This window comes from Gaetbulibacter jejuensis, assembly GCF_039524015.1.
GTDB lineage: Bacteria > Bacteroidota > Bacteroidia > Flavobacteriales > Flavobacteriaceae > Gaetbulibacter_B > Gaetbulibacter_B jejuensis.
In genome coordinates this window covers 100319-116925 of the sequence record NZ_BAAAGF010000001.1, presented here as the reverse complement: position 1 = coordinate 116925, position 16607 = coordinate 100319, and the positions used below count along the sequence as shown (strand labels likewise).

Below are 16607 nucleotides of genomic sequence, written 5' to 3'. Positions count from 1 at the left end.
TTATTTTTATGATTTTAAATTGAGTTTTAAATTGAGTTCTGTGAGTTGCTCTTCATCAATAGGAGCAGGAGCGTCTATCATAACATCTCGACCAGAATTGTTTTTTGGGAATGCAATAAAATCTCTAATGGTTTCTTGTCCTCCAAGAATAGCCACTAGTCTATCTAGTCCAAAAGCTAAACCACCATGAGGAGGAGCTCCATACTCAAAGGCATTCATAAGGAAACCAAACTGTGCTTTTGCTTCTTCTTCGGTAAACCCTAAATAGTCAAACATTAAGGCTTGCGTTTTTTTATCATGAATTCTAATAGAACCACCACCAATTTCGTTTCCGTTTAACACTAAATCATAAGCGTTTGCTTTAACAGCTCCAGGGTTGGTTTCTAAAAGTTCCAATTGTCCTGGTTTTGGAGAAGTAAATGGATGATGCATTGCATGGTAACGCTCTGTGTCTTCATCCCATTCTAATAATGGAAAATCCATTACCCAAAGTGGTGCAAATTCATTTGGTTTTCTTAATCCTAAACGTTCAGCAAGCTCCATACGTAAAGTACTTAACTGTGTTCTTACTTTATTTGTGTCACCAGATAGCACACAAATTAAATCTCCTGCTTTAGCTCCAGTTACTTCAGCCCATTTAGCTAAATCGTCTTGGTCATAAAACTTATCCACTGAAGATTTGAAAGTACCATCATCATTACAACGACAATACACCATTCCTAAAGCGCCAACTTGCGGACGTTTTACCCAGTCAATAAGTTTGTCTATCTCTTTTCTTGTGTAACTGTTTCCTCCAGGAACAGCGATTCCTACTACTAATTCAGCGTTGTTAAAAACACCAAAGTCTTTATGTTGTGCTACTTCGTTAAGTTCTCCAAACTCCATTCCAAAACGAATGTCTGGTTTGTCGTTTCCATACAAACGCATAGCATCGTCATAAAGCATTCTTGGGAATTCTTGAATATCAACTCCATTTACTTCTTTAAGTAAATGACGTGTTAAACCTTCAAAAGCGTTTAAGATATCTTCTTGCTCTACAAACGCCATTTCGCAGTCTATTTGTGTAAACTCAGGTTGTCTGTCGGCACGTAAATCTTCATCTCTAAAGCATTTTACAATTTGAAAATACTTATCCATTCCACCAACCATAAGCAATTGCTTAAAAGTTTGAGGTGACTGCGGAAGCGCATAAAATTGACCTTCGTTCATACGAGAAGGCACCACAAAATCGCGAGCACCTTCAGGAGTAGACTTAATTAAATAAGGAGTTTCTACTTCTATAAAACCTTCTTTTGATAAATAGTTGCGAACTTCTTGAGTAACTTTATGTCTAAATATTAAACTGTTTTTTACTGGATTACGACGAATATCTAAGTAACGATACTTCATACGTAATTCTTCACCACCATCTGTATCATCTTCAATAGTGAAAGGTGGTAATTTGGCAGAGTTTAAAATGGTTAATTTGCTTACCAATATTTCAACGTCACCTGTAAGTATGTTAGGGTTTTTAGAAGCGCGTTCAATAACAGTTCCTGTAACTTGAATGACAAACTCACGACCTAGCTTTTGAGCTTGTTCCATCATGGTTTTAGAAGTACGTTCTTCATCAAAAATAAGTTGTGTAATACCATAACGGTCGCGTAAGTCTACCCAAACCATAAAGCCTTTATCACGAACTTTTTGAACCCAACCAGAAAGTGTTACTTCTGTATTAATATGTGATGCTCTTAACTCACCACAGTTATGACTTCTATACATACTATAAATTTTGATGTGCAAATTTAATGAAGTTAAATGATTATCAAATAAAAAAAGCCTCAACATTTGTCGAGGCTTTTCTGCTATTAATCAAACTACTTAAACAGGGTTAAGATAGTACTTTCATTATTCTTCAATGCGTTCATTCATAGAAAACGCTACTTGCTCTTCTTCTTCATTGCCAGATGATCTTTTTCGGAGCCACATTTTAAACTTAGTGACTAAGAAGAATAGAACAGGAACTATAATAAGGGTAAGGAACGTTGCAATAAGTAATCCGTAAATTACTGTCCAAGCTAATGGTCCCCAGAAAATAACGTTGTCACCACCAATGTATACATTAGCATCAAACTCTTTAAATAATGTAAAGAAATTAATGTTTAATCCAATGGCTAATGGTACTAAACCAAATATAGTTGTGATTGCAGTTAATAGTACTGGACGTAAACGTGCTTTACCTGCTTTTACAATACTTTCGTATAAATCTTCTTCTTCAAGGTAATCGTCATCTTCAAGATTAAGATTTACCTTTTTTCGGTCAATTAACAGTTGTGCGTAATCTAAGAGTACAACACCATTGTTTACCACAACTCCTGCTAGTGATATAATACCAACCATAGTCATCATAATTACAAAGGCACTTCCTGTTATAACAATTCCTCCAAATACACCTATTAAACTTAAGAAGATCGCTAACATGATAATTGTTGGCTTTGAAATAGAGTTAAATTGGAATATTAAAATGAAGAAAATTAAACCTAAACCTGTAAAGAATGCACCCATTAAAAAGGCCATTTGTTTGTTTTGCTCTTCAATTTGACCAGTATAATCTACTTTAATATTATCAGGCAAACCTTCGTAAGCCTGCATTTCATTTTGAATTTGGGTTACCACAGCTCCTGCATCAGTGAATCCTGGTGCTAATGCTGAATAAACTGTTACCACACGCTTGGTGTCTTTGTGTTTAATAGCACTAAAACCTGAAGTATTTTCGGCATGAGCAATGGCAGAAACAGGTATCTCTTTAATTTGCCCACTTGCCATATCTCTAAATGTGATTTTTTGATTGAAAAGTGCACTTTTATTGTAGCGGTTATCTTCATTAAATCTCACATAAATATCATAATCGTCACCACCTTCTTTGTAAATACCAGCTTTAGACCCAAAAATAGAATTACGTAATTGCTGTCCAACTTGTGATGCAGATACACCCAATTCACCTGCTTTTTCTCTGTCGACAATAACACGCATTACAGGTTTGTCTTTGTTAACATCAATCTTAAGCTCATCAATACCAGCTACGTTTTTACTGTTGATAAACTCACGCATTTGCTCAGCAGCATTGATAAGTTCGTTATAGTCTTCACCTTCTAATTCGATATTAATTGGAGCTCCTGCAGGAGGTCCATCAACATTTTTTTCTACAGAAATTAATACACCTGGGAATATGCCAACTAAAGCTTTTTGAACTTTTTGACGCAGTAACTCACTATCTTCACCTTCACGATATTTAAATTCACGCATTGATGCGGTAATTTTTGCTTTATGAGGCATTTCGGCAGCTGAACCACCATCGGTTTGTGGGTTTCCTGCACCTTCACCAACTTGAGATACAGCGCTTTCAACCATAAAGTTGTAATCGCCATTTTTATATTGGTCGTCATCTAAAACATCGTAAACAATCTTTTCAATTTCTTTGGTTATAGCATTGGTTTTTTCAATGGCTGTACCTTCAGGATATTCAATGTAAACAATAATCTGGTTAGGGATATTATCTGGGAAAAACTCTACTTTGGTACGTTGGGTAGCTAATGAAGCTCCAAAAGCTATAAAAGCAATAATAAGCAGTAAAAATGTTCCGACTGCTAAACCGTAAGGACGCCAACCTTTTAAGGCTTTACGCAATTGTCTTTCATACCAGTTTTCTAGTTTTACTAATGTTTTGGTTTGGAAATTATTTGCCCATTTACGTAAAAACAATCGATACACCCAAAGCATAACAGCTGTAAATACCATTAAGGTTCCTAAAGCTCTGTATTCTCCACCAACAATAAATATAATAATACCTATAACAGCCATTATAATTGTTGTTCTTATGATTTTGTGAAGTGGCATGTCTTTGTCTTCGGTATTCATAAATTGAGATACTAAAACAGAGTTAAAGAAAATAGCCACGAATAATGATGACCCTAATACTATAGATAGTGTTTGAGGTAAAATCATCATAAATTCTCCCATAATTCCAGGCCATAATCCTAATGGAATAAAGGCAGCCACAGTAGTTGCTGTAGAAATGATAATTGGGAAAGCAATTTCACCAATACCTTTTTTAGCAGCTTCAATTCGGCTCATGCCTTCTTCGTCCATTAAACGATAGACGTTTTCAACAACCACAATACCATTGTCTACCAACATACCAAGTCCCATAATTAGTCCAAACAATACCATGGTGTTTAGGGTAATACCAAACATACTTAGTATCATGAGCGACATAAACATAGACATTGGTATTGCAAACCCAACAAATATGGCGTTTTTGAATCCTAAGAAGAACATCAAAACAGTTACTACCAGAATAACCCCAAAAATGATATTGTTTACTAAATCATCAACTTGACCGATAGTAACTGAAGATTGGTCGTTAGTAATGGTAATGTCTAAATCTTGAGGGAATACATTTTCTTTGGATTCTTTAACTATGGTGTGAATTTGCTCTGCAGCATCCACCATGTTTTTACCAGCACGTTTTTTTACATCGAGCATTACTACTGGATGTCCATACTCACGTGCATAAGTGGTTTTGTCTTCTTCTTTAAAGCTAACTGTTGCAACATCTTTTAAATAGATAGGATAATCGTTTTCAGATTTTACAACAAAGTTTTCCAATTCTGAAGGTGTTTCGATTTCACCTAAAACTCTAATGGTACGACGTTGTCCACTTGCTTTGATATTACCAGCAGACATAGTTACGTTTCCACCATTTATGGCATTAATGATATCGCTAAAAGTTACTTTAGCTGCAGTCATTTTATAAATATCTACTGCAACTTCAACTTCTTTTTCTTGAGCACCACGAATAGCAACTTCTTTAATTTCTAGTAAGTCTTCAATTTCATCTTGAAGGTACTCACCATATTCTTTAAGTTTTTCTACAGGATAATCACCAGAAATATTAATGTTTAGAATTGGCATTTCTTCTGAAAGGCTTAACTCAAACACATCAGGTTCTACTTTTGCACCATTAAATGTTGGCCAATCCTCGCCAGCAGTTTCAGATTCTATTTCGTCTTTTACCTTCTGTTTGGCTTGTTCAACGGTTAAGTTTTCGTCAAACTCAACAATTACCATAGAGTAATCTTCGGCTGAGGTAGAGGTTATTTCTACTACATTACTAACGGTTTTTAGCTGGTCTTCTAGTGGGTCTGTTACTAGTTTTTCAATGTCCTCAGCTGTGTTTCCTGGAAAAACAGTGCTTACATATATTTTGGTTTCGTTTACTTCTGGGAAGTTTTCTCGTGGCATATCAAAAAATGCCGAAACACCTAGATAAAAGAATACCAATATAAGGACATACATTGTCGTTTTATTGTTGATTGCCCATGAGGACAACCCAAATTCTTTATTGACTTTTTTCTGTTTGTCAGTCATAACTTTGGTTGATCGTTAATTGATTGAGTCTTTATTGATATTAATTACCTTAACTGTTTGCTCGTCTTTAACACTACGTGCACCTTCTTTAATGATTTCAGCACCTTTTTCAATTCCTGAAAGGACTTCAATAACATCGCCTTGTGTTTTACCAGTTTTGATAATTACTTTTTTAGCAACACCTTCTTCTTTGTCATTTTTATCTTCAACAACATATATGTATTGCTCACCTTCAGCATTTTCAGAAATAACACTTTGAGGAATTAAAATAGCATTCTCGTTAGTGTAATCGTTGATTTTTAACTTCGCTGTTAAGTTTGGTTTAATAGTATTGTCTCCTTTAGGTAATCCAATTTCAACTTTAAATGTTCTGTTAGCAGCATTGATAAAATCTCCTGCTTGACGAACATTACTTTCAACAGTTTTACCAAGTACAGGAAACTCAACATCTACATGTTTACCTACAGTAACGTCTTTAATGTAACGTTCAGGAACCTCAGTTTCTATATACATATTACTTAGGTTTACAATTCGCATTAAAGGCGATTGACCAGCAGCTACAACACTACCTTGTTCGGTGATAACATCGTCAATAGTTCCAGAAAATGGAGCTCTTACAGTAGTTTTAGCTACTTGCTGTTTTATTTGGTCAACAGCTTTTTGTTGCGCTTCGTAATTAGATTTTGCTTGTAAAAACTGAATTTCACTACCTATGTTTTGATCCCATAAACGTTTTTGACGTTCATAAGTGGTTTTAGCTAAATCTGCTTGAATTTGAAGCTGAGATAATTGTTGGCCTAATCCACCATCATCAATTTTAGCTAATACTTGTCCTTTAGTTACCTTTTGTCCTTCTTTTACATATACATTGGTAAGAATACCATTATACTCAGGTGTAATAACTAAAAGGTCTTTGGTTGTAACATTACCTTGAACTTCAAAATAGTGGTTAAACGCTTCTTGTTTAGCTGTAATTGTAGTAATAAGTGGTACTTTTTTTACAGTATCTAGTTTTGAAATAACAGCATCTAGTTGTTTTAGCTTTTCATTTGCTTCGTGTTGTTCTGCAACAACTTCAGCACGTTTTTGGCGTAATAATTCTAGATTATTGGAGCTTAAAACATTCTCCATAGAGTTCTTTTTGTTTTCGCCTCCACATGAGACTAAAACTAAAGCTGTAATTACTAATAAATATATTTTTTTCATGATGTGGTATTACGTAATTGATTAGTTTGATTGAATAGTGTTAAGTGTGGTTTCTAATTCTGCTTTAGAGTTAATTACATTAAGCATTGCTTGTAAAAACTCTTGTTGAGCAGTGTATAGTTGGGTTTGAGCTTGACGTAACTCAAAGCTAGAACCTACACCTTCAAAAAATTTGGTTTGGTTTTTACGCTCGATACGTTCGGCTAGATTAAGATTTTCTTTTTTGTTGTCGTATTCTTCAATAGCAAATTGGTATTCACTTTTAGCATTAGCTATTTTAAGCCTTATTTGTTGTTCGGTTTCGGTTAAATCAGCTTTTGCTTTTTCAAGATTTATTTGAGCACGTTGTGTTGAAGCACTTCGCATACCTGAACTAAATATTGGAATGTTTAAGCTTACACCAAATAATGAAGAACCAAACCAATCTTGTTCCTTTTCTAAAAAGGAAAAATCATCGCTAAATGCAGAATAACCACCATTAACAAAAGCGTTTAGTGTTGGTAATGCTTTGCTTTTTTCTAGTTTAACCAAAAGCTCTTTTGAAATCATATCGTTTTCAGAAATTTGAAAATCAATAGTATTTTCAACAGACTCGTCAGCTTCTAATAATTCTAAGCTTATATTTTGTGCTGTTAAGGTTTCTAAATTATCAGTAAGTGTTGTTTGAGAATTTAAGTCAATACCAAGAGTTATATTAAGCATTTGGTAAGCTAATGTTTTTAAACGCTCAGTATTTCTAAGGTTACTTTCTACACTAGATAATGTGATTTTTAATTGCTCAACGCTCTCTTCTTCTTCAAGACCATTTTCATAAATCTTAGTAGTCTCGTTAAGGTTTTTAGTTAGTACTTCTAAGTTTCTTTTTAAAATAGAAATACTTTCTTCTGCAAGTAATACATTTCCGTAAGCGTTAATTACTGCTTTTCTTACTTCTAAGTCGGTTTTAACTTTGGCATTTTCAGAAATTTGTAAATACACTTTTGCCGATTGTAAGCCAACAAGATATGACCCATCAAAAAGTAATTGAGACAAGGTAGCTGTTGCAGTTACGCTTTGTTTTGTTCCAAAACGTAAAGGAATAAACCCTTGAGGAGTAGTAACATTGAAGTTGTCTTGAGTTACATCAAAATAGTCATTCACTATATCAATAGTACTTTGAGTATTGTCAAAAGCAGCAGCAGGTAAAAGCTGAACTTGTTGTTTTAACCAGTTTTGATAATCTACACCAACATTAACTTGTGGTAATCCTGCAGCAGTGGTTTCCCATTTTTGCTTTTTTGCAGCTTCTATATCTCGAGTAGCATTTTGTACCGATCGATTGTTTTCTAGAGCATAATCTATAGCTTCCTGTAGGCTAAAATTATAGACATTCTCTTCTTGAGCAAAAGCTGACCAAGACAAGAATAACCCTAAAAGGATAATTGAGATGTGTTTCATTAATTATTGTTTTGATTGATTTGTAAATAGTTGTTTAAGTGTTCTAGTCCTTTGCTTGTGCAAATACCTCGCAAATGGTATTCTAGATAATTGTTCATAAGCATTCTCATAGAAAAATGTTCTAATGGAAATAATGACTTGTCTTTTAAAGCCATCATACAATTAAAATAGATTTTTGATATGAAATCTGAATTCAAATCTTCTCTAAATAATCCCATTTTTTTACCACGTTCTATGTTGCACTCAACACAATCTTCCATAACACACATTTGCTTTTCTTTAATGTTATGGAAAATTTTTGGATAGTATTTTTCTAGTTGATATTGAGGAGAAGACTTTTCATCTTTTAAGTTTTTCATCAAAAACTGTTTGATTTCATAAATCTCTTCAATAGGGTTTTTTTCTTGGGTTCTAATCTCTTCAATACCAGTAGAAATAATTTGAAACAAAAGCATTACTGCTTCTTCAACCAATACGGTTTTGTTTTCAAAATACTGATATATCGTTTTTTTAGAGATGCCTTGCGCATTGGCAATGTCATCCATAGTTACACTCTTAAACCCATAGGTTAAGAACAAATCGACTGCTGTTTTTAAAATATCTTGCTTCATAATTCTGAGGCAAAACTACGACAGGAAACTTTAAAAACAAAAAAAGTTTCCAAAGTTTTAACAATTATTTAATATTGAAGATTGTGCTTGTTATACTGACGACAAATACCGATTTTTGTTTCATGCAAACAGTACAATATTATCAAGAGCAGTTTATAGCTTATTTGGAAGAGTTTACAAAACAACGTGAGCCAGAAAACCTTTATAATCCAGTTAATTATATTTTAAAGTTAGGAGGAAAGCGCTTGCGACCTGTTTTAACTTTAATGGCAGCCGAAGTTTTTAATTGTGAATACCAAAAAGCGCTTGATGCTGCTTTGAGTGTTGAGGTGTTTCATAATTTTTCATTAGTTCATGATGATATTATGGATGATGCACCTTTGCGAAGAGGTCAAGAAACTGTTCATGAAAAATGGGATATTAACACAGGTATTTTGTCTGGTGATGCAATGTTAATTTTAGCATATCAGTTATTTGAAAACTATGAAGCTACTACTTTTCAGGCTTTGGCAAAGTTGTTTAGCAAAACAGCTTTAGAGGTTTGCGAAGGACAACAGTATGACATTGATTTTGAAACACGAGATGATGTTACTATTCCTGAGTACTTAAAAATGATTGAGTATAAAACCGCTGTTTTGGTTGGTGCTGCTATGCAAATGGGAGCAATTGTAGCGCAATCTTCTAAAGAAGACCAAGAAGGTATTTATGCTTTTGGCAAAAACTTAGGTATAGCTTTTCAATTACAAGATGATTATTTGGATGCTTTTGGAGACCCAAAAACATTTGGAAAACAAGTAGGTGGTGATATTATAGAAAATAAAAAGACCTTTTTATATTTAAAAACCCTAGAGTTTTCAAATGCTAATGATAAGTTACAGTTGCAGCATCTTTTTAGTATTAATCCAACAGACGCTAAGGATAAAATAGAAACCGTAAAGCAGTTGTTTGAGTCGAGTGGTGCTTCTGAAGCTACAAAACAAGAAATAAAAAAATATACCGAAAAGGCGTTTTCAGTTTTAGAACATCTAAATATTTCAAATGAAAATAAAGCTATCCTTAAAGCATTTGGGAAACAATTAATGAACAGAAATGTATAATGCAGCTACCAGCAACTTTTGAAGAATTAATTGATGAGGCAAATAAGCTTGAGTTGTATTCTAAATTAGTAAAGCAACTAAATAAAGATTTCTTGTTTGCTAACATTGATTTAGATTTTGATGAAGCTATTTTACCAACAAGTTTAAAGCTACTGCTTCATGAAACCGTTTACAAACTCATTCAAGAAAAATTTGCGGAGTACCTTAACTTACTTTACATCATTGATGTACCAGAACATAAAATAAAGCAGCTAAATGGTGATGATACTCTAAAACTTTCAGAAGAGGTTACCTTTTTAATTTTGCTTCGCGAATGGCAAAAAGTATGGTTTAAGCATAAATACTCTTAAAAATAAAACCTAACAAAAGGCATCCAAGGGTCAGCATAAATGCTTTTGTTTTCATCATATAAAACGTCATATCGAATACCAAAGGTTACATTTTGAGTTCTGTAACCAGCACCAATAAATAAAGCAGGATACCAATAGTTTTGGTCTTCAATACCTAAATTATCTTCCCATTTTCTGCTCACGTTGAGTTCTTCAAATTCTGCAGAAAGCTGAATTTCATTTATAGGATGAAAAAGACCAATTAAACTACCTCCAAAAATGGTGGATTTATAAAAGTTTTTTCTAGAGTTGTAAGTTCCATTAAGACCAAGCCCTAACGCAAATTGATTATTGAATTCATAAATAGCACTTGGTGCTAAAGTGCCACTAAAAAAGCCATCACCAAAGCTTAGTCCTACTCCTCCTCCAAATCGCACATGATTCCAAAAATCGCTAGTCTTTTCTTGGGCATTTACAGTGTTAAAACAAACCGAAATAAGTATTAATAAGATGGTTTTTTTGAGGTTAAATTTTGTAGAAAAGGTCTTCATAGTATAAATAGTTGAAAAAGAGATGTTATAAATATAATAAAACATAAGTGTATTATAGTAAAAGTTGTACTTTTGTATAAATTTTGTCGGAACGATACAGTTTTTAACTACTTATGGATAAATATTCCTTTTTAAACGCAGCACATACAGCATATTTTGCTGATTTATACGAACAATATTTACAAAACCCAGACTCAGTTGAACCAAGTTGGAGAGCATTTTTTCAAGGTTACGATTTTGGTAGTGAGAGTTACGGAATGGAAGGTGAAATTGTTGAAGGCGTTTCTACCCAAATTCCTGAGCATGTACAAAAAGAGTTTCAGGTTATAAAACTTATTGATGGTTACCGTAGCAGAGGTCACTTGTTTACAAAAACTAACCCAGTAAGAGCAAGACGTAAATATGTTCCAACGCTAGATATTGAACATTTTGGATTGTCTAATAGTGATTTAGATACTGTTTTCAATGCAGGTGAAGTATTAGGGATTGGAGCACAAACTTTAAGAGAAATCATCAAACACCTAGATAGTATTTATTGCGATTCTATTGGTGTTGAATACATGTATATTAGAAAACCTGAGGAAATCAATTGGATTCAGGAAAAATTAAATATCAACGATAACCAACCAAATTTTTCAGCAGAACAAAAAAAGCATATCCTTAAAAAACTTAATGAGGCTGTCTCTTTTGAAAGTTTCTTGCATACAAAGTATGTAGGTCAAAAGCGTTTCTCTCTAGAAGGAGGAGAGTCTTTAATTCCTGCATTAGATGCTGTAATTGAAAAAGCAGCAGACTATGGTGTTAAAGAGTTTGTAATGGGTATGGCACATAGAGGTCGTTTAAGTACGCTTACAAATATCTTTGGAAAATCTGCAAAAGACATCTTTAGTGAGTTTGATGGTAAGGATTATGAAGAAGAAATTTTTGATGGAGATGTTAAGTATCATTTAGGTTGGACAAGCGATAGAGTTACCGACTCTGGCAAAAAAATAAACCTTAACATAGCACCAAACCCTTCACACTTGGAAACTGTTGGAGCAGTTGTTGAAGGAATTACTAGAGCAAAACAAGACGATAAATATCCTGAAAACCCATCTCAAGTACTACCAATAGTTGTGCATGGTGATGCAGCTATTGCTGGTCAAGGATTAGTGTACGAAGTTGTACAAATGGCACAATTAGATGGTTATAAAACTAATGGAACCATTCATATTGTAGTAAATAACCAAATAGGTTTTACTACTAACTATTTAGATGCAAGGTCAAGTACCTATTGTACTGATGTTGGTAAGGTAACATTGTCACCTGTATTACACGTAAACGCTGATGATGCCGAAGCTGTAGTGCATGCCATGTTGTTTGCTTTAGACTTTAGAATGCAGTTTAAACGCGATGTATTTATAGATTTATTGGGTTATAGAAAGTATGGTCATAACGAAGGTGATGAACCTAAGTTTACACAGCCATTACTTTATAAAGCTATTGCAAAGCATCAAAACCCAAGAGATATTTATGCTCAAAAACTAATTGACCAAGGTATTATCACTAAAGACCATGTGTCACAATTAGAAGAAGATTACAAAGCATCTTTAGAAGAAAAATTAGAAGACTCTCGTAAAGAGGATAAAACAGTAATTACTCCATTTATGCAAAATGAATGGACTGAATATATTACTGTTGATGAAAATAAAATGATGAAACCTGTAGATACTGCTTATTCTGCTGAAGGATTAAAGCGTATCACAGAAGTAATTTCTTCATTGCCAAAAGACAAAAAATTCATACGTAAAATAGAGCGTTTAGTACAATCCAGACAAACTATGTTTGATGAAAACAAGTTAGACTGGGCAATGGCTGAACATTTAGCTTATGGTACTTTGTTAGAAGAAGGTCACGATGTTCGTATATCTGGTCAGGATGTAGAACGTGGTACATTCTCTCACAGACATGCCGTTGTAAAAGTAGAAGATAGCGAAGAAGAAATTGTATTACTTAATAAGTTGAGTGATAAGCAAGGAAAATTCTTTATTTATAACTCACTATTATCAGAATATGGTGTGGTAGGTTTTGATTATGGTTATGCTATGGCAAGCCCTAAAACCTTAACCATTTGGGAAGCGCAATTTGGAGATTTCAGTAATGGAGCTCAAATTATGCTAGACCAATATATTTCTGCAGCTGAAGATAAATGGAAACTTCAAAATGGTTTGGTAATGTTATTACCTCATGGTTATGAAGGTCAAGGTGCAGAGCATTCATCAGCACGTATGGAACGTTACTTACAACTATGTGCAAAAGATAATATGTATGTAGCAGACTGTACAACACCTGCTAACATGTTCCATTTATTACGTAGACAAGTAAAAGCAAAATTCCGTAAGCCTTTAATTGTGTTTACGCCTAAGAGTTTATTGCGTCATCCATTGTGTGTGTCAACAGTTGATGAGTTTGCAAATGGTAGTTTCCAAATGCTAATCGACGATGAGTCTGTAAAAACTGATGCTGTAAAAACGCTAGTGTTTGTAACAGGTAAGTTTTATTATGACTTATTAGAAGAACGCGAAAAACTAGAAAGAAACAATGTTGCTTTAGTAAGAATAGAGCAATTATTCCCATTACCAGAAAAAGAAATTAAAGCTGTTTTGGAAAAATACAGTCATGTTGAAGATATGGTTTGGGCTCAAGAAGAACCAAGAAATATGGGAGCTTATAGCTTTATGTTAATGCATTTAGATGAAGCTAAAAACTTTAGAGTAGCATCGCGAAGAGCTTATGGAGCACCTGCAGCAGGAAGCTCAGTACGTTCTAAAAAACGTCATCAAGAAGTTATTGATTTCGTTTTCGATAAAACAAAAAACAACCAACGATAAAATAAAAACAAATCCAAAAACATAAAATTATAGAACAATGATTTTAGAAATGAAAGTACCTTCACCAGGAGAGTCTATTACTGAAGTAGAAATTGCAGAATGGTTAGTGCAAGATGGTGATTATGTAGAAAAAGATCAGGCCATTGCTGAAGTAGATAGTGATAAGGCAACTCTTGAGCTTCCAGCTGAAGCTAGCGGAACGATTACCTTAAAGGCAGAAGAAGGTGATGCAGTTGCAGTAGGAGAAGTGGTTTGTTTAATTGATACAAGTGCAGCAAAACCAGAAGGATCTGATGCACCTGCAAAAGAAGAGAAAAAAGAAGAAGCACCTAAAGTTGAAGAAAAGAAAGCAGAACCAGTTGCAGAGAACAAAACGTATGCAACAGGAACAGCAAGTCCTGCAGCAAAAAAGATTTTAGCTGAAAAAGGAATGGAAGCTTCTCAAATACAAGGCACAGGTAAAGACGGCAGAGTAACCAAAGACGATGCTGTAAACGCAAAACCATCTATGGGAACTCCAACAGGAGGAAGCCGTGGAGAGTCACGCTCTAAACTATCAATGTTACGTCGTAAAGTAGCAGAGCGCTTAGTATCTGCTAAAAACGAAACAGCAATGTTAACCACTTTTAACGAGGCTAACATGACACCTATTTTTGAATTGCGTAAACAATACAAAGAAGCGTTTAAAGCAAAGCATGGTGTAGGTCTTGGGTTTATGAGCTTCTTTACGTTAGCAGTGGTAAGAGCATTAAAAGAATATCCAGCTGTTAACTCTATGATAGATGGAAAAGAAATGATTTCTTACGATTTCTGTGATATTAGTATAGCAGTGTCAGGACCAAAAGGACTTATGGTTCCAGTAATACGAAATGCTGAAAACTTAACCTTTAGAGGTGTTGAAGCTGAAGTAAAACGTTTAGCATTAAGAGCTCGTGATGGTCAAATTACTGTTGATGAAATGACAGGCGGTACATTTACAATTTCAAATGGAGGTGTGTTTGGTAGTATGTTATCTACACCAATTATCAATCCACCACAAAGTGGTATTTTAGGAATGCACAATATTATTGAGCGTCCAATTGCTGTTGATGGTAAAGTTGAAATTCACCCAATGATGTATTTAGCATTATCTTATGATCACAGAATTATTGATGGTAGAGAGTCTGTTGGATTTTTAGTTGCAATTAAAGAAGCACTTGAAAACCCAGTTGAGTTATTAATGAATAATGATGTTAAGAAGGCTTTAGAGTTATAAAGTAATAGACATATCATATAAAACAAAAAGCGCAATTCCCCTTAAATTGCGCTTTTTTCTTGAAAATAACTAACTAATAACTAAAAAAAATTGACAAGAATATTTATAGATATTATTAAAATGACACTAATTACTAAACCAATAATAAAAAGCTTATTAGAAGATTTTAAATTATGTTTCATCTTAATCGAGTCAATATTTTCACTCAAAATCCCTGGGCAATTAAGCCCAGAGCTTTCAAGTTTCCCTTATAAAAAATTAATAGCACTGTAAAGGTCTAGAATAATTGAAAGCCAAACAATACGTAACGTTACGTATATTTTGGTTTTTTGTAATAAAAAAAGTGCAAATTTTGAGGGTTTGCACTTTTTTCAATCATCATAGTATGGTTAAGTTCATTGAAAACAGACTAAAATATTTAATGTTATTGTTAACACGACACTTAAAACTAGAGTAACAATCAAAGGTGAATTAAAGAGTGACAACTTCTGTTTCATTTTTTTGTAATTTTTAACTTCGAGAATAGTTGTTAAAAACAAAAAAGCTCCTAGTTAAGCTAATAACCAAGAGCTTTTTATCCCCTAAGTAGTTTGATTAATAGCACTGTAAAGGTGAGCAATATATCAATGCCAAACAATACGTAACATTACGTATTTTTAAGTAAGAAATTCCTGATTTTCCTTTGCCCAAATCAATAAACTGTTTTGAAACGGAGTGATATCAAGCTTTTTAATGATGTTGCTTTTGTGTTTTTCTACAGTTCTGTTAGAGATAAACATTAGTTCTCCAATTTCTTTTGCAGTTTTGTTTTGCGCAATATGTTTTAATACTTCTTTTTCGGTTGGAGTCAACTCTTCAAGTTCTTTTGGGACTTCTTTAATTTCTAAATGCGAAATAAGTTCAGGACTAAAATACGGTGTGTTTTTTAATACCGAAGAAATACATTGCTCAATTTCAACTAAAGCAAATTCTTTAAGGACATAACCAAAGATATTTAGTGCTTTGGCTTCGTAATAGGTTTCTTCGTCCTTTTCAAAAGTTATAAGGACAATTTTTGTTGGTAAATTATTATCGAAACATTTTTTTGCGATTTCCAAACCTGTCAAATGTGGCATCCTAATGTCTAGTATGGCAATTTCAGGTTGGTGAGTTTCTATAAGGTTGTAGGCGTCTCTGCCATTTTCGGCACTACCTATTATATTGTAGTTCTTTTCTTTTAAAAAATCATTCAGACCTTTTAGGATCAATGGATGATCGTCTGCTATTATTATAGAGGCATGCATTTGTGCTATTAATTAATTGAGGGATTGACTATAAATATAAGCACAATTTTGAAATATTCAGAAAGAATTATACTACAATTTTAAGTATAAATATTTTTTTTGATAATCAATCACTGCTTTTCCCTTTTTTAAGATGTCAGCACCAATAATGCCATCAACTGGTTTTGAGTTATGACTTGTTAGTGCAGTATTTACATGTGTTAGGTTAAATAAGATTAAAGCTACTTTGTCTTTTTTCCATTTACCAATTTTTACTTTATTCTTTTTGGAAATTTGGGTTTCCATATCAGTTGCGCCAGCTCCTGCAGCTCGTATAGGAGAGTCTTTTGCTTTTAAGTTGAATCTCTCAACAGCATCAAAGCCTACGCAAGAGTTTGAAGCACCAGTATCTAAAATAAATAAACCTTTTACTCCATTTATTGTAGCGCGAATTTCAAAATGATTGGTTCTAGTTAGGTGTAGCTTTATTTTAGTAAACCCCTTTTCTAATAGAAACTCTTGAAGACTGTTTTCCATAACTTTTTTTACAAATATAGTGGTATAAAAGAATTATTTTAGC

Annotated in this window: 12 protein-coding genes; 4 read left to right on the top strand and 8 right to left on the bottom strand. The window is 33.6% G+C overall.

Annotation, left to right across the window (positions count from 1 at the left end):
• Positions 1 to 6: 6 nt before the first annotated feature.
• The 5 genes from aspS to ABD011_RS00450 form a co-directional block, all read right to left on the bottom strand.
• On the bottom strand, positions 7 to 1761 hold the full coding sequence (gene aspS / locus ABD011_RS00470; protein ID WP_343795078.1) for an aspartate--tRNA ligase: 1755 nt from the start codon (positions 1759 to 1761) through the stop codon (positions 7 to 9).
• A 126-nt stretch (positions 1762 to 1887) separates the two neighbouring features.
• Complete coding sequence (locus tag ABD011_RS00465) at positions 1888 to 5409, bottom strand: efflux RND transporter permease subunit (protein WP_134200631.1); 3522 nt, start codon at positions 5407 to 5409, stop codon at positions 1888 to 1890.
• 15 nt (positions 5410 to 5424) lie between these two features.
• Positions 5425 to 6615, bottom strand: coding sequence for an efflux RND transporter periplasmic adaptor subunit (locus ABD011_RS00460; RefSeq protein WP_131508776.1), 1191 nt, complete (start codon positions 6613 to 6615; stop codon positions 5425 to 5427).
• Between the two features lie 21 nt (positions 6616 to 6636).
• Complete coding sequence (locus ABD011_RS00455) at positions 6637 to 8052, bottom strand: TolC family protein (protein WP_343795077.1); 1416 nt, start codon at positions 8050 to 8052, stop codon at positions 6637 to 6639.
• Complete coding sequence (locus ABD011_RS00450; protein ID WP_343795076.1) at positions 8052 to 8663, bottom strand: TetR/AcrR family transcriptional regulator; 612 nt, start codon at positions 8661 to 8663, stop codon at positions 8052 to 8054. Before ABD011_RS00450 ends, ABD011_RS00455 begins: the two co-directional genes overlap by 1 nt.
• Positions 8664 to 8785: 122 nt before the next feature.
• Between ABD011_RS00450 and ABD011_RS00445 the strand changes: the two genes are divergently transcribed.
• Entirely contained in the window at positions 8786 to 9760 is a 975-nt protein-coding gene (locus ABD011_RS00445; protein ID WP_343795075.1) for a polyprenyl synthetase family protein, read from the top strand.
• On the top strand, positions 9760 to 10110 hold the full coding sequence (locus ABD011_RS00440) for a hypothetical protein (RefSeq protein ID WP_131508779.1): 351 nt from the start codon (positions 9760 to 9762) through the stop codon (positions 10108 to 10110). Before ABD011_RS00445 ends, ABD011_RS00440 begins: the two co-directional genes overlap by 1 nt.
• Here ABD011_RS00440 and ABD011_RS00435 read toward each other — a convergent pair.
• Complete coding sequence (locus ABD011_RS00435) at positions 10107 to 10640, bottom strand: alpha-ketoglutarate decarboxylase (RefSeq protein WP_343795074.1); 534 nt, start codon at positions 10638 to 10640, stop codon at positions 10107 to 10109. The two genes, ABD011_RS00440 and ABD011_RS00435, sit on opposite strands and share 4 nt — an antisense overlap.
• Positions 10641 to 10753: 113 nt before the next feature.
• On the opposite strand from ABD011_RS00435, the gene ABD011_RS00430 reads away from it, so the two are divergent.
• Both ABD011_RS00430 and odhB read left to right on the top strand, forming a co-directional pair.
• A complete protein-coding gene (locus ABD011_RS00430; protein WP_343795073.1) occupies positions 10754 to 13510 on the top strand; it encodes a 2-oxoglutarate dehydrogenase E1 component in 2757 nt (918 codons plus the stop codon).
• Positions 13511 to 13547: 37 nt separating this feature from the next.
• The gene (gene odhB, locus ABD011_RS00425) at positions 13548 to 14765 is read left to right on the top strand and encodes a 2-oxoglutarate dehydrogenase complex dihydrolipoyllysine-residue succinyltransferase (protein ID WP_343795072.1); all 1218 of its coding nucleotides are present in this window, start codon (positions 13548 to 13550) and stop codon (positions 14763 to 14765) included.
• 656 nt (positions 14766 to 15421) lie between these two features.
• Here odhB and ABD011_RS00420 read toward each other — a convergent pair.
• Both ABD011_RS00420 and ABD011_RS00415 read right to left on the bottom strand, forming a co-directional pair.
• Positions 15422 to 16048 carry a response regulator gene (locus tag ABD011_RS00420; RefSeq protein WP_343795071.1) on the bottom strand — a complete coding sequence of 209 codons (627 nt, stop codon included), beginning with the start codon at positions 16046 to 16048 and terminating at the stop codon, positions 15422 to 15424.
• Positions 16049 to 16120: 72 nt separating this feature from the next.
• A complete protein-coding gene (locus ABD011_RS00415) occupies positions 16121 to 16564 on the bottom strand; it encodes a retropepsin-like aspartic protease (RefSeq protein ID WP_129760916.1) in 444 nt (147 codons plus the stop codon).
• Positions 16565 to 16607 lie beyond the last annotated feature (43 nt).

Coding starts and splice junctions, on each gene's coding strand:
- aspS (WP_343795078.1), bottom strand. CDS start 1,761: ATGTATAGAAGTCATAACTGTGGTGAGTTAAGAGCATCACATATTAAT.
- ABD011_RS00465 (WP_134200631.1), bottom strand. CDS start 5,409: ATGACTGACAAACAGAAAAAAGTCAATAAAGAATTTGGGTTGTCCTCA.
- ABD011_RS00460 (WP_131508776.1), bottom strand. CDS start 6,615: ATGAAAAAAATATATTTATTAGTAATTACAGCTTTAGTTTTAGTCTCA.
- ABD011_RS00455 (WP_343795077.1), bottom strand. CDS start 8,052: ATGAAACACATCTCAATTATCCTTTTAGGGTTATTCTTGTCTTGGTCA.
- ABD011_RS00450 (WP_343795076.1), bottom strand. CDS start 8,663: ATGAAGCAAGATATTTTAAAAACAGCAGTCGATTTGTTCTTAACCTAT.
- ABD011_RS00445 (WP_343795075.1), top strand. CDS start 8,786: ATGCAAACAGTACAATATTATCAAGAGCAGTTTATAGCTTATTTGGAA.
- ABD011_RS00440 (WP_131508779.1), top strand. CDS start 9,760: ATGCAGCTACCAGCAACTTTTGAAGAATTAATTGATGAGGCAAATAAG.
- ABD011_RS00435 (WP_343795074.1), bottom strand. CDS start 10,640: ATGAAGACCTTTTCTACAAAATTTAACCTCAAAAAAACCATCTTATTA.
- ABD011_RS00430 (WP_343795073.1), top strand. CDS start 10,754: ATGGATAAATATTCCTTTTTAAACGCAGCACATACAGCATATTTTGCT.
- odhB (WP_343795072.1), top strand. CDS start 13,548: ATGATTTTAGAAATGAAAGTACCTTCACCAGGAGAGTCTATTACTGAA.
- ABD011_RS00420 (WP_343795071.1), bottom strand. CDS start 16,048: ATGCATGCCTCTATAATAATAGCAGACGATCATCCATTGATCCTAAAA.
- ABD011_RS00415 (WP_129760916.1), bottom strand. CDS start 16,564: ATGGAAAACAGTCTTCAAGAGTTTCTATTAGAAAAGGGGTTTACTAAA.